The following is a 12,898-nucleotide window of genomic DNA, read 5'->3' as shown; positions in this document are numbered from 1 at the left end:
GCGCAGTACACGGTTCACTCCGCGCCGCCGGGCCGGAGTGCGTACCCCACGCCCCGCACCGTGTGCACCAGGCGCGGCTCGCCGCCCGCCTCCGTCTTGCGGCGCAGATACATCACGTACACGTCGAGGGAGTTGGACGAGGGCTCGAAGTCGAAGCCCCACACGGCCTTGAGGATCTGCTCGCGCGTGAGCACCTGGCGGGGGTGGGCCAGGAACATCTCCAGGAGGGTGAACTCGGTACGGGTCAGCTCCACCACCCGGCTGCCGCGGGTGACCTCGCGCGTGGACAGGTCCATCCGCAGGTCCGCGAAGCTGAGGACGTTCCCGGCGTCCTGCCCGGCCGCCCCCGCGTCGACCGCGTACGAGCTGCGGCGCAGCAACGCCCGGATGCGGGCGAAGAGTTCGTCCAGCTCGAACGGCTTGACCAGGTAGTCGTCGGCGCCCGCGTCGAGGCCGGTGACGCGGTCGCCCACCGTGTCGCGCGCGGTCAGCATCAGGATGGGCGTGGTGGAGCCGGCCGCGCGCAGCCGGCGGGCCGCGGTGAGCCCGTCCATCCTGGGCATCTGGATGTCGAGGACGATCAGCTCGGGCCGGTAGGCCTCCGCCTTCGCGAGGGCGTCGAGGCCGTCCACGGCGACTTCGGTGCCGTATCCCTCGAAGGCGAGACTGCGCTGCAGCGCCTCGCGGACGGCGGGCTCGTCGTCGACGATCAGGATGCGCTGCGGTTCGTCCTCGGCGGGGCTCATGAGCGGGTTTCCTTCGGGTGCGTCTTCTCGGCTCGGGACCATCAGCCTCGCATGCGGACGGTGTGGCGCGGGGCGGCTCGCTGCCCCGGGAGGGTCAGCTGCTGCCCCGCGCGGTTCGGTGGGCGTCGGGGCGGCTCAGTAGCTGCCGCCGAAGCCGCCGGAGCTGTCGCTGCCCTGGCTGTTGTCGTTGCCGCCGGTGTCGGCGCCACCGCTGCCGCCGCCGCGCAGGCTCGCGAGGTCGGACTTGACGGTGTTGATCGGGATGGCGAAGCCGAGCCCGACACTGCCGGCCGAAGAACCGCTCGCGGCACTCGAACTCGGCGAGTACATCGCGGAGTTGATGCCGATGATGTTGCCGTTCATGTCGATGAGCGCGCCGCCGGAGTTGCCCGGGTTGAGCGAGGCGTCGGTCTGGAGCGCCTTGTACGTGGTCTTCGACGAGCCCGTGTCGCCGTTGAACTGCTGCCCGCCGAACTCGAACGGCCAGCCGCCCTGGCCGCGCCCCTGTCCCTGTCCTTGGCCCTGCCCCTGGTTGCCCTGCTCCTTGGCGACGGTGACATCGCGGTCGAGGGCGGAGACGATGCCGCTGGTGACGGTGCCGGTGAGGCCCTCGGGGGAGCCGATGGCGACGACCTGGTCGCCCACCGCGATCTTGCTGGAGTCGCCGAGGGAGGCGGGCTTGAGGCCGCTCGCCCCGTCCAGCTTGATCAGCGCGAGGTCCTTGTCGGGGTCGGTGCCGACGACCTTCGCGGTGTACGTCTTGCCGTTGCTCAGCTTCACCTTGATGGAGGTCGAGCCCGAGATGACGTGGTTGTTGGTGATGATCTCGCCGTTGGCGGTGACGATCACGCCGGCGCCGGTCGACTCGCCCGAGCCGGACGTCGCGTTGATCTCGACGATGCTCGGCATGACCGCCTTGGCGACGCCGGAGACCGTGCCGTTGGTGCTGTTGGACGCGTTGGTGCCGCTGACCCCGGAGCTGACGGTGGCGCTGTCGTTGCCGACGTAGTGCTCGACGAAGCTCGCGGTGCCGCCGCCTATCGCCGCCGCGATGATGGCGACGGCCGCGATGAGGCCCACCGAACGCTTGGCCCGCCGCGGCTTCGGGGCCTCCGGCTCGGCGGTGGCGAAGTGCGCGGTGGCCGGGTACTGGGGCGGCGGCGGATAGGCGGCCGCGTAGGCCTCTGCCTCTCGCCGGGCGTCGTCCTTGGCTCGCTGCCAGGACTCGTCAGCGTGGTCGGAGTGCTGAGGCTGCTGCTCGGGGTACTCGCCGCTGTGGCGGGGGCTCTCGGTCATGTCTATGACCTTCGCCACGGATGATGAGAGCAGTCTGAGGACGGGGTAAGAAGCCCGGCAGAACCGCGTTTGCCCGAAATAAGGACGCCTCGCGGCGTCCGTCAACGGCTGGTCGGGCGGGCTCAGCCGCAGCCGCAGGAACGGCGTACGACGAGCCGCGAGGGGAACTGTTTGAGGCGTTCGCGGCGCGAGCCCGCGACCCGCAGCCCGTCGTCCAGGACCAGGTCCACCGCGGCCCGCGCCATCGCGGGCCGGTCGGAGGCGATCGTGGTCAGCGGCGGGTCGGTCAGCGCCGCTTCCTTGACGTCGTCGAAGCCCGCCACGGCCAGCTCGCCCGGCACGTCGATGCGCAGCTCGCGGGCGGCCCGCAGCACCCCGATCGCCTGGTCGTCGGTCGAGCAGAAGATGGCGGGCGGCCGCTCGGGCCCGGCGAGGATCTCCAGGGCCACCTTGTAGGCGTCGTAACGGTTGTACGGGGCCTGGAAGAGGCGGCCTTCGAGCGAGCGGCCGGACTCCAGCATGGCCCGGCGCCAGCCCTCGACGTGGTCGGCCACCGGGTCGCCGACGGCCGGGGTCGACTCGACCCCGCCGAGGCAGGCCACGTACTCGTGGCCGTGTTCCAGCAGGTGGCGGGTGGCGAGCTGGGCGCCGCCGATGTCGTCGGTCACCACCGCCACGTCGTCGATCGCCTCGGGCCGCTCGTGCAGCAGCACCACCCGGGCGTCCCAGGCGTCGATCTCGGCCGCGGCCCGCTCGCTGGGGCCCTGGCTGACCAGGATCAGGCCGGCCACCCGCATGCCGAGGAAGGCCCGCAGATAGTGGACCTCGCGGTCGTCGACGTAGTCGGAGTTGCCGACCAGAACCATTTTTCCGCGCTCGGACGCGGCCTGTTCCACGGCGTGCGCCATCTCCGCGAAGAACGGCTGGCGCGCGTCCGGGACGATCATTCCTATGAGGTCGGTACGCCGCGACGCCATGGCCTGGGCGACCCGGTCGGGCCGGTACCCCAGTTCCTTGATCGCGGCGAGGACACGCTCGCGCGTGGCCGGGGCGACCGGCCGGGGTCCGTTGTTGATGACATAGCTGACGACGGCGGTCGAAGTACCCGCAAGTCGTGCCACGTCGTCCCGCGTCACCTTGGCCACGCGCGGCAGTCTACGCGGGGTGACCCCCCGCTGGGCAGGGCGTATCGCAGGTCGTACCCCAGGTGTGATCTACCGTTCGGGTTACCGCTTCGAGGAGCGGGCCGCCGCCTCCTTCGCCTCGGCGGTGGCCGCGTCCACGACCGCCTTCGCCTTGGCGTCCTCGGAGGAGCGCTCGGGCTTCTCCGGGGTCACGAAGCGGTAGCCGACGTTGCGCACGGTGCCGATCAGCGACTCGTGCTCGGGGCCGAGCTTGGCCCGCAGCCTCCGTACGTGGACGTCGACCGTGCGGGTGCCGCCGAAGTAGTCGTAGCCCCACACCTCCTGGAGCAGCTGGGCCCGCGTGAACACCCGGCCCGGGTGCTGGGCGAGGTACTTCAGCAGCTCGAACTCCTTGAAGGTCAGGTCCAGGACCCGCCCCTTCAGCTTCGCGCTGTACGTGGCCTCGTCGACGGAGAGGTCACCGTTGCGGATCTCCATGGGGGAGTCGTCCGAGACGGCCTGCGCGCGGCCGGTCGCGAGCCGGAGCCGGGCCTCGACCTCTGCGGGGCCCGCGGTGTCCAGCAGGACGTCGTCGATGCCCCAGTCCGCGGTGACGGCGGCCAGGCCGCCCTCGGTCACGACCAGGACCAGCGGACAGCCGGGGCCGGTGGAGCGGAGCAGCTGGCACAGCGACCGCACGTGCGGCAGGTCGCGGCGGCCGTCGATCAGGATGACGTCGGCACCCGGGGTGTCGACGAGGGCCGGGCCCTCGGCGGGGGCGACCCGCACGCTGTGCAGCAGCAGGCCGAGGGCGGGGAGCACCTCCGTCGACGGCTGGAGGGCGTTGGTGAGGAGCAGCAAGGAGCTCATCGGGCTCCACCTGCCCAGGTCGTCCGCTTCGTATCGTGCACGGTTGGCTCGCCCATGACGTCGGTTCCTCCTGCTCGCTGAGAGCTCGGGGGTGTTGCGGCACTGCTTCGTACTTTTCGGAGCCTTGCTTCAGGCCCTTTGTGAGCGTTTGTTCACCCGTCCGTAACAACGACCGGGAAACACAAAAGGACCCGGGGGCTACGGTGCCCGGATCCTCTGCCAAGGAGAATAGCCCACATGAATGCCGAGGCAGATGATCGATTTCACACTTCCGCTGTTTCCTCGATCACTCCCGGCCTCCGGCGCGCAACCCTGTGTACGAGCGATGGTGTCCGGATCGAGGCGCTTTACACGCCTTGTGTGAAGGGCCACAGCGATACCGCGATCGTGGTCGCGCACGGCTTCACGGGGTCGGTGGACCGGCCCGCCGTACGACGGGCCGCGGGGGTGTTCGCGCAGTACGCGGCCGTGGTCACCTTCTCGTTCCGGGGGCACGGAAGGTCCGGCGGCCGCTCGACGGTCGGCGACCGCGAGGTGCTCGACCTGGCGGCGGCCGTCGAGTGGGCGAGGTCACTCGGGTACGAACGGGTGGTGACCGTCGGCTTCTCGATGGGCGGATCCGTGGTGCTGCGGCACGCGGCGGTCCACGAGGGGAGCATCCGGGGGCGCACCGATGCAGTGGCGGCGGTCAGCGCGCCCGCACGCTGGTACTACCGGGGCACGGCCCCCATGCGGCGGGTGCACTGGCTGATCACCCGGCGCGCGGGCCGTCTCGTGGGCCGCCTCGGCTTCGCCACCCGCATCCACTCCGAGGACTGGGACCCGGTGCCGCTCTCGCCCGTCGAGGCGGTTCCGCTGATCGCGCCGACCCCTTTGCTGATCGTGCACGGCGACCGCGACCCGTACTTCCCGGTGGACCATCCCCGCATGCTCGCGGCGGCCGGACCTGCGCGGTTGTGGCTGGAGGCGGGCATGGGCCACGCCGAGAACGCGGCCGGTGACGAGCTCCTCGGGCGGATCGCGGACTGGCTCATCGCCGCCCGGCCCGCCGCGTAGCCCATCATGGAGGGCGACGAAAGGAGCCTGACCATGGCAGCGGGAACCATCCGCTTCTGGGCCGCGGCCAAGTCCGCCGCCGGTGTCGCGGAGGAGCCGTACGCCGCCCGTACGCTGGCCGAAGCCCTCGACGCGGTGCGCGAACGGCACCCCGGAGAGCTCACGCGCGTACTCCAGCGGTGTTCCTTCCTGGTCGACGGTGACCCCGTCGGCAAGCGGAAGCATGAGACCGTACGCCTTGCCGAGGGCGGCACGGTCGAGGTGCTCCCGCCGTTCGCAGGAGGGTGACCCCCACGTCATGAGCGAGCAGTACCCGTATCAGCAGCAGCCGCAGTCCCAGCCCCAGTACGACCAGTACGGGCAGCCCGTGCAGCCCCAGCCGCCGTTCCCGTACGAGCCGTACCAGGACCACCAGCAGTACACGCAGACGTGGGAGGGGCAGACCTGGGACACCCAGTACCAGCCCACCATCCCGCCCGTGCGGGAGCAGCCGGTGGAGCCCGAGCCGCGCCGGGGCCGGCACGCCCAGCCCGACCCGTCCTGGGAGGAGCGCCCGGTGGACCCGGCTTACGCGCCGCCGAGGCACGCGGGCGCCGAGGAGACGGCGTACCTGCCGCCCCAGCACGGCGCGGGGACGGCCTCCGTGCCGCTGCCGCCCGAGATGCCGATGGCGTCCGCGCCCGCTCCCGCGCCGGTGTACGAGCCCGCGGCCACCCCGGCCCCGGCTCCCGCGCCGGCCGCCGCGCCCGGCTCCGGCCCGGCCTACGGCTCGCCCACCACGGTCGGCAACGCGCGGATCACCGACGCCCAGCGGGCCCGCGCGGAGGGCCGCTCCCCGGTCATCGCGCCCGGCATGCAGCCCGCCGCCCTGACCGCCGTCCTGGGCCTGCTCCTCGCGGTGGCCGCGCCCATCGGTCCCTACGCCCTCGCCGTCCCGCTCGTCGCCCTCCAGGCGGTGACGGCGGCGGGCTGGTTCCGGCTCAACGGGATGTGGCCGGCCCGGCAGGGCATCGCGCTCGCCTTCGCGGGCGGGCTCGTCGCCGACGTGGCCCTGCTCGCGCTCGGCCGTGAGCACGCGCCCGCCGCGATCCTGGGCACGCTCGGCGTCTGGGTGCTGCTCACCCTCGTCCTCCAGCTCCGCTCGCACGCGGACCCCGACGAGCGGATGTACGGGCTGATGGCGACCGTCACCTCGGCCGCGCTCGCGGTCCTGGCGGGCGGCCACCTCGCGGCGCCGCCGCACGCGGTGTCCGTCGGCGCGGCCGCGGTGGCCGTCGCCGCGCTCGCCCGTGCCCTGCCGCTGCCGTCGGCCGTCTCCGTGGCGGTCGCGCTGCTCGCGGCCGCCGGCTCCGGCATCGCGGTCGGCGGTCTGACCGGCATCGGCGCGTCCGGCGCGCTGCTCGGCCTCGCGGCCGGCGTCTGCGCGCTGATCGGGCTGCGGGTCGCCTCGTACGACTACCCGTCCCGGTTCGTCCACATGACGGCGGGCGTGGCCCTGCCGCTCACGGCGGCGGTGCCCGCGCTGTATCTCATCGGCCGAGCCGTGGCGTAGGGAACCGCGGCGGGTCTCGTGATCGTCATTGCGAGAACTTCTGTTTTCCGTTTTTGATCAAAGGGTCGATGGCCGACTGGCGGCCGACTGGTGGGGGACACGTAGGCAATGCGCGCACTGCGAATACTTCTGGTCATCGCGATCGTTCTCGGCGGCATCTTCGTCGCCGTGGACCGCATCGCGGTGAACGTCGCCGAGTCGAAGACGGCCGACAAGATCAAGAGCAGCCAACGGCTCGGCTCGACGCCCGACGTCGACATCAAGGGCTTCCCCTTCCTGACCCAGGTGGTCGGCAAGGAGCTCGACGAGGTCGACGTCTCGCTGTCCGGGGTCACCGCGACGGCCGGTGGCCACTCGGTCAACGTCACCGAGGTGACGGCCGAGCTGTACGCGGTGAAGATCGACAGCTCGTTCTCGTCGGCGGTGGCGGGCCGGGCGGACGGGGCGGCGAACATCTCGTACGCGGACCTCTCCAAGGCCGCGCCCAAGGGGGCGACGGTCGGCTACGCCGGGCCGGAGCGGGCGGCCAAGGGCCAGGTGAAGGTGTCCGGCCCCCTCGCGGACCTGCTCGAAGGCCAGGGCGTGATGCTGCCGGCGGCGGCGAAGGCGCTCCTTCAGGGCCGTACGGTCTCCGCCTACAGCACGGTCGGCCTGAACGGGGCGGGGGAGGTCCAGCTCCGGGCGGAGTCGTTGCCGAAGCTGCCGTTGCCGGGGTTCGACGCGCGGCTGCGCAAGGCGGTCGACTACGACCTGAAGATCGAGGGCATGCCGTCGAGCATCAAGCTGAACAAGGTCACGGCCTCGGAGTCCGGCCTCCGCTTCTCGGGCGAGGGCAAGGAAGTCCGCCTGGCGGGCTGATTCCTTCCCGCCCCCCCAGCCCCCGGCCCGTCATGGGGGTGCCCCCTGGCCCTTGAGGCCTTGGGGGAGTTTGAGGACGAGCGCCGTTCAGGCGCGAACGGGGTCCGGGGCGGAGCCCCGCAGGGGGTCCGGGGCGGAGCCCCGGGGAGGGGGCCGCATTCTGAGACGGGGGTGTCCGTAGGGCAGGAGCGGGGGCGGGGGCCCGGCCCCGGGAGGCGGGCGGAGGGGGCTTCGCGGGGGCTCGCGTATCAGTATGCGGATGATCGAGTCTCAGCATGCGACACACCGGTGACACGCCCCGGTTTGCCTCCCTACGATCGGACACATGAAGCGACAGGCGGACCTCACGAAGCGGCGGGCAGTAGACCTGTGCCGCGTCGCCGCCATGCTCTGTCGCCCCTTCTGAGCGGGACGCTCGACTCCCGCATTCCCCGGGCCGCTTGGCCGCACTCAGGCCCCTCAGGCCCACCCCTCGTGCCGCCGTACGCACGCCGCAGCCGCGTACCCGCACACCTGCACCGCCCCCGCAGACTGCCCCGGAGGAGAAGAACATGAGCCGCAGCGACGTCCTGGTAGACGCCGACTGGGTCGAGGCCCACATCGAGGACCCCAAGGTCGCCATCGTCGAGGTCGACGAGGACACCTCGGCCTACGAGAAGAACCACATCAAGAACGCGATCCGGATCGACTGGACGAAGGACCTCCAGGACCCGGTCCGCCGCGACTTCATCGACCAGGAGGGCTTCGAGAAGCTCCTCTCCGCCAAGGGCATCGCGAACGACACCACCGTCGTCCTGTACGGCGGCAACAACAACTGGTTCGCCTCGTACGCCTTCTGGTACTTCAAGCTCTACGGCCACCAGGACGTGAAGCTCCTCGACGGCGGCCGCAAGAAGTGGGAGCTCGACTCCCGCGACCTCGTGGACGGCGACCAGGTCCCCAGCCGCCCGGCCACCCAGTACAAGGCCAAGCCCCAGGACGCCTCGATCCGCGCCTTCCGCGACGACGTCGTGAACGCGATCGGCTCCAAGAACCTCGTCGACGTGCGCTCGCCCGACGAGTTCTCCGGCAAGCTGCTCGCCCCGGCCCACCTCCCGCAGGAGCAGTCGCAGCGCCCGGGCCACGTCCCGTCCGCCCGCAACATCCCGTGGTCGAAGAACGCCAACGACGACGGCACCTTCAAGTCGGACGACGAGCTCAAGGCCCTCTACGAGGACGAGCAGGTCGACCTCGCGAAGGACACCATCGCGTACTGCCGCATCGGTGAGCGCTCGGCCCTGACGTGGTTCGTGCTGCACGAGCTGCTCGGCCAGACGAACGTCAAGAACTACGACGGTTCGTGGACCGAGTACGGCTCCCTCGTCGGCGTGCCGATCGAGCTCGGCGCCAACAAGTAGTCCGCACAGCCCGCTCAGCCCCCAGCCCCCAGACCAGCAGAGACCGTAAGGAAGACCCATGTGTGGAGCGAAGGCCGGCGGCCCCGACGCCTCGACGATCAAGCCTGGTGAGACCACGATCCAGGGCCAGGTGACCCGCGACGGCGAGCCCGTCACCGGTTACGTGCGCCTGCTGGACTCGACGGGCGAGTTCACCGCCGAGGTCCCGACCTCGGCCACCGGACAGTTCCGCTTCTACGCGGCCGAGGGCACGTGGACCGTGCGCGCCCTGGTGCCGGGCGGCAGCGCGGACCGTACGGTCGTCGCCCAGACCGGTGGCCTCGCCGAGGTCGCCATCGCCGTCTGACCGACGGCGGCAGTACCGCAGTACCGCAGTACCGCAGTACCGGCCGGAGGGCCGCACCCCGGGGGTTGGACGCCTTGGAATGGGGTGCGGCCCTCCGTGCCGTTCGGCCGGGCGGCCTCTTCCCGTATCCGGGTCGGCTCCCCGGTCGTACGCTGGAAGCATGTTGGCCCGGCGTCGGCGCGGCTATTTCTGGATGATGGGCGGCTGCATCCTGCTTTTCGTGTCCGCCTGGGGCTTCGTGCGCCTGTGGTCGATTCCCGTGGCGGTCGGGATGTGCGTGGTCGCCATGGTGATCCCGCCCGTCGCCGCGATGGTCGCCAATCGGCGCGGCCCCGACGACCGCTGGTGGGACGATCCCTCGGGCGACCCCAAGTCCGACGAGTGGTGGGACGAGCTGGACGGCAAGAAGCGCCGCCCGTAGCTCGCGCCTATAGCCGGCTGCCCGCTGCCCGCACCCGAAGCCTGCGGCCTCAGTACACGAGCGCCTGTACGCCGTCCGCCATGATCTCCTGCACGAAAACCTGGGCCCCCGCGATCCGTACGCCCTCCAGGACGTCCTTCTCCGTGATCTCCCGCCGGGTCGCGCACTGCGTGCACAGCGTGATCCGGCCGCCCGCCCGAATCGACTCGATGAGGTCCGGCAGCGGCGCGGCGTGAGGGAGCGTGAACTCGGCGGCCCGGCCCGGCAGGGCGAACCAGGACGATTCGCCGGTGAGCCAGAGCGAGACCTCGACCCCGCTGGCCGCGGCCACCGCGGCCACGGTGAAGGCCTGCGAACACCGCTCGGGTGCGTCGGCACCGGCGGTCACCTTGATCACGAGCTTCTTGTTCGGCATATGCGGAACTGTAATCCGCCGGCTCACAACCTCCCCCGGCGGTTGTGAGTCCCCTGTGTGCCGCGGCTGACGCCGTCCGCGTCCCAAGCCGTGGCAAGTCTCGCCAAATCGTGGCAAGACCTTTCAAGTCCTCTGGGGAGTAAGTGAGTTCAACCGAAGTGCCGCCTGATCCGTCCGGGCGCGTACGCCCCCGTCGCCGCCGGGGCCGCACCACCCTGATCGTCGCGGGCGCGGCCGTCCTCGGGGTGCTGGCGGGGACGGTCACCGGATACGTCGTGCAGTACCAGCGTCAGCCGACCCCCCTGGGGCCGCTCGCCCAGCGGAACCTGGCGGAGTCCAGGACCACGCCGGCGGACACGCGGACGACGCCCCGCACCGTCTCGGCCAACCGCTGGTCCGAGAAGCCGGACGGCGATCTGCGCCACCTCCTCCTGCCGAAGCCGGACGGCGCGAAGACCGAGGTGGAGCCCGGCTATCGCGACCTGGAGATGACGGCGGCGGGCTACATGTATCCGGACAGGGCGTTTCCGCACCTGCTGGACGAAGGGTTCCGGCGGAGCGTCACGACGTCCTGGTCCCGGGACGGCCGGGTTTTCGTCACCGTCAGGCTGACGCAGTTCGCCGACGACACGGCGGTCAAGTCCCGGGACTTCGCCCGGAAGCAGCAGGATGGCATGCCGTCGAAGGAGTACGCCGGCAACTACGGCAAGCCGATTCCGGGCAGCGACAACGGCCGCACGTACGTGTTCGACAAGCCGTACTCCGAGCCCGGCTACGAGCCCGTGTACGAGGGCCGGGCCTATGCCTGGCGCGACGGGACGATCATGGAGATCGAGTACGTGGACAACTCGGGTTCCGTCTCGGAGCCCGCGCTCCAGGCCCTGGCCAAGCAGCAGTTGGAGCGCCTGTGATGACGAACGAAACCCCCGACCCGGCCACCGAGCCCGCGAAGCCTGCGGGGCCCGTGGCGCCCACTGAGCCCGCCGAACCCGCCGAGCCTGTGAAGCCCGCGCAGCCTGCGGAGTCCGTGGCGTCCACCGAGCCCGCCCAGCCCGCGCACCCTGCGGAGCCCGTGGCGTCCACCGAGCCCGGCGAGCCCGCGCAGCCCGCCGCGCTCGTCGGGCAGGTGGGGGTCGTCGATTCCGCCGGTTCCGTTTCGTCGTCCCGTCGGCCCCGACGTCTCGTGCCGCTCATATCGGGGGCCGTCGCGCTGCTGCTCCTCGCCGGGGGCGGGGTCTGGGCGTTCGGCGTGCTGGGGGACGCGGATCGCAGTGCGCCCACTGTCCTCGTGGCCGCCTCCACCGGACCGGCGACGCAGTCGCCCAAGGCCTCGGCGGCCCCCCTCGCCGGGCTCGGCGGCAAGTTGCTTCCGCTGCCGCCGGGCTATCAACTCGGCCCGGATCTGGGCGAGTTCGCCAACAACTCGGTGCTCGGCGCCCAACAGGCCACCGCTCTCCTGAAGGAGGGCGACCGAGGGCTTCCGGCCGACCAGCGCGAGAAGCACGACAAGGCCGTGGACGGTCTGAAGATCAAGGGCGTCGCCCTGCGCAGCTACACCGACACCAACTTCGTCACCGAGATGCGGCTGTCCCAGATGGGGAACACCCAGGCCATCAAGGAACTGAACGCCTTCCAGGGCGAGCTCACGCGCACCCTGAAGGAATTCCGCGCGGGCCCGAAGATCGAGGGCCACGCCAACGCCATCTGCTTCCTGCTGCCCAAGGACGACAAGGTGAAGCTCGACGCGATGTTCTGCAACGCGTACGAGGGCGACGTCATGGTCACCACCTACACCTACGCACCGGCTCCGCTGGCCACCGCATCGGCGGCCGGGCTGCTGCGCAAGCAGCTCGACTTCATCAAGTCTCCCGGGGAGTCCGTGTGAGTGACGTGAGCGATGTGACTGATTTGGGTGACGTGACTGACGTGACTGACGTGACTGACGTGCGTGGTTCGGCCGGCCGGACCTCGGTCCTGCCCCCGCTCCCGGAGGCCCCGCCCGCCGTCCCCGAGGCCCCGCCCGCCGTCCCCAAGGACCGCCGGGCGCTGCGGGCCGTGGCGCGCTGGACGGCGGCCGTGGTCGCCTTCGGCGTGCTCGGCAGCGGGGTCGCGTACGGGATCACCGAGCAGGAGCGCACCGACGTGCCAGGGCTCTCCACCAAGAGCGACGGTCGCTGGGACTACCCGGCGCTGGTGAAGCCGGCGCTGCCGGCCGGGGCCGCGCTGCCGTACGCCGCCGACAACCCCGGCATGATCCACTACGCCGATCTGGAGCAGCTCCTGCTGCCCGCCCCGGCGGGATCGGTCCCGGATCCCACGCTCAAGGGCGACAGGAGCCGGATCTCCACCGCCCGGTTCCTCCAGGAGTTCGGCACCGACTACCGGATCCCCAGCATGCGCGACGACCTCGCCCAGGGCGGTCCGCTCCAGATCGCGGCCCGTGGCTGGACCATGCCGGACGGCACCGCCACCCGCATCTACCTGGTCCGCTTCCACAGCGCCGGCTACCAGAGCGCGTTCACCACGCTCTACCTCTCCAACGCGGGCGTCGCCCCGCGCGTCCTGAAGGACGTGGAGGGCGAGTCGGCGCTGGACGAGGACTACGACACGGGCAACGGGATGCCGCACGTCCGGCACGACGTGTACGTCGAGTCGGCGCCGACCGGGCCCGTCCAGGTCCGGCACGCCTATCTCGCCGCCGGTGACATCGTCGCCCTGGTCGTGCAGTCGAGGAAGGGCTCCGCCGCCGCGGTCCCCTTCCACCAGACCACCATCCTCCAGGAGCAGCTCCTGGGCTGATCCGCCCGTTCCCCGGGT

Annotated in this window: 16 protein-coding genes; 11 read left to right on the top strand and 5 right to left on the bottom strand. The window is 71.4% G+C overall.

Annotation, left to right across the window (positions count from 1 at the left end; genetic code table 11):
* Positions 1-14: 14 nt before the first annotated feature.
* From ACFYZA_RS35190 to ACFYZA_RS35175, 4 genes are all read right to left on the bottom strand, one after another.
* Complete coding sequence (locus ACFYZA_RS35190; RefSeq protein ID WP_382596300.1) at positions 15-746, bottom strand: response regulator transcription factor; 732 nt, start codon at positions 744-746, stop codon at positions 15-17.
* A gap of 135 nt (positions 747-881) precedes the next feature.
* Complete coding sequence (locus ACFYZA_RS35185; RefSeq protein ID WP_388494557.1) at positions 882-2,042, bottom strand: S1C family serine protease; 1,161 nt, start codon at positions 2,040-2,042, stop codon at positions 882-884.
* 122 nt (positions 2,043-2,164) lie between these two features.
* Positions 2,165-3,187, bottom strand: coding sequence for a LacI family DNA-binding transcriptional regulator (locus tag ACFYZA_RS35180; protein ID WP_167158168.1), 1,023 nt, complete (start codon positions 3,185-3,187; stop codon positions 2,165-2,167).
* 81 nt (positions 3,188-3,268) lie between these two features.
* Positions 3,269-4,036, bottom strand: a complete 768-nt coding sequence (locus ACFYZA_RS35175; RefSeq protein WP_382596308.1) for a response regulator transcription factor — start codon at positions 4,034-4,036, stop codon at positions 3,269-3,271.
* Positions 4,037-4,273: 237 nt separating this feature from the next.
* Here ACFYZA_RS35175 and ACFYZA_RS35170 point away from each other — a divergent pair, with 237 nt between their 5' ends.
* The 8 genes from ACFYZA_RS35170 to ACFYZA_RS35135 all read left to right on the top strand — a co-directional run bounded on the left by ACFYZA_RS35170 (position 4,274) and on the right by ACFYZA_RS35135 (position 9,666).
* On the top strand, positions 4,274-5,092 hold the full coding sequence (locus tag ACFYZA_RS35170) for an alpha/beta hydrolase (RefSeq protein ID WP_382596311.1): 819 nt from the start codon (positions 4,274-4,276) through the stop codon (positions 5,090-5,092).
* A gap of 33 nt (positions 5,093-5,125) precedes the next feature.
* Complete coding sequence (locus ACFYZA_RS35165) at positions 5,126-5,380, top strand: MoaD/ThiS family protein (RefSeq protein WP_100577815.1); 255 nt, start codon at positions 5,126-5,128, stop codon at positions 5,378-5,380.
* Positions 5,381-5,390: 10 nt separating this feature from the next.
* Positions 5,391-6,644: a hypothetical protein gene (locus ACFYZA_RS35160; protein WP_388494556.1), complete on the top strand. Its 1,254-nt coding sequence runs from the start codon at positions 5,391-5,393 to the stop codon at positions 6,642-6,644.
* A gap of 108 nt (positions 6,645-6,752) precedes the next feature.
* Positions 6,753-7,502: a DUF2993 domain-containing protein gene (locus ACFYZA_RS35155; protein WP_388494555.1), complete on the top strand. Its 750-nt coding sequence runs from the start codon at positions 6,753-6,755 to the stop codon at positions 7,500-7,502.
* 325 nt (positions 7,503-7,827) lie between these two features.
* On the top strand, positions 7,828-7,908 hold the full coding sequence (locus ACFYZA_RS35150) for an Ms5788A family Cys-rich leader peptide (RefSeq protein WP_350751515.1): 81 nt from the start codon (positions 7,828-7,830) through the stop codon (positions 7,906-7,908).
* 145 nt (positions 7,909-8,053) lie between these two features.
* Positions 8,054-8,899 carry a sulfurtransferase gene (locus ACFYZA_RS35145; RefSeq protein ID WP_382596320.1) on the top strand — a complete coding sequence of 282 codons (846 nt, stop codon included), beginning with the start codon at positions 8,054-8,056 and terminating at the stop codon, positions 8,897-8,899.
* A gap of 58 nt (positions 8,900-8,957) precedes the next feature.
* Positions 8,958-9,245, top strand: a complete 288-nt coding sequence (locus ACFYZA_RS35140; RefSeq protein WP_030362227.1) for a DUF1416 domain-containing protein — start codon at positions 8,958-8,960, stop codon at positions 9,243-9,245.
* A 160-nt stretch (positions 9,246-9,405) separates the two neighbouring features.
* Positions 9,406-9,666, top strand: a complete 261-nt coding sequence (locus ACFYZA_RS35135; protein ID WP_261714070.1) for a DUF3099 domain-containing protein — start codon at positions 9,406-9,408, stop codon at positions 9,664-9,666.
* 49 nt (positions 9,667-9,715) lie between these two features.
* On the opposite strand, the gene ACFYZA_RS35130 is transcribed toward ACFYZA_RS35135, so the two are convergent.
* A complete protein-coding gene (locus tag ACFYZA_RS35130; RefSeq protein WP_382596325.1) occupies positions 9,716-10,081 on the bottom strand; it encodes a DsrE family protein in 366 nt (121 codons plus the stop codon).
* A 143-nt stretch (positions 10,082-10,224) separates the two neighbouring features.
* On the opposite strand from ACFYZA_RS35130, the gene ACFYZA_RS35125 reads away from it, so the two are divergent.
* From ACFYZA_RS35125 to ACFYZA_RS35115, 3 genes are read left to right on the top strand one after another with little or no spacing between them, the layout of a single operon-like run.
* Positions 10,225-10,992 carry a hypothetical protein gene (locus ACFYZA_RS35125; protein WP_388494554.1) on the top strand — a complete coding sequence of 256 codons (768 nt, stop codon included), beginning with the start codon at positions 10,225-10,227 and terminating at the stop codon, positions 10,990-10,992.
* Positions 10,992-11,966, top strand: a complete 975-nt coding sequence (locus ACFYZA_RS35120; RefSeq protein ID WP_388494553.1) for a hypothetical protein — start codon at positions 10,992-10,994, stop codon at positions 11,964-11,966. The genes ACFYZA_RS35125 and ACFYZA_RS35120 overlap by 1 nt, the downstream gene beginning before the upstream one ends.
* A gap of 41 nt (positions 11,967-12,007) precedes the next feature.
* Complete coding sequence (locus tag ACFYZA_RS35115) at positions 12,008-12,880, top strand: hypothetical protein (RefSeq protein ID WP_388494552.1); 873 nt, start codon at positions 12,008-12,010, stop codon at positions 12,878-12,880.
* The last annotated feature ends 18 nt before the right edge of the window (positions 12,881-12,898 follow it).

Source organism: Streptomyces sp. NPDC001828 (assembly GCF_042892175.1).
Taxonomy (GTDB): domain Bacteria; phylum Actinomycetota; class Actinomycetes; order Streptomycetales; family Streptomycetaceae; genus Streptomyces.
This window is presented reverse-complemented; position numbering and strand designations above follow the sequence as displayed.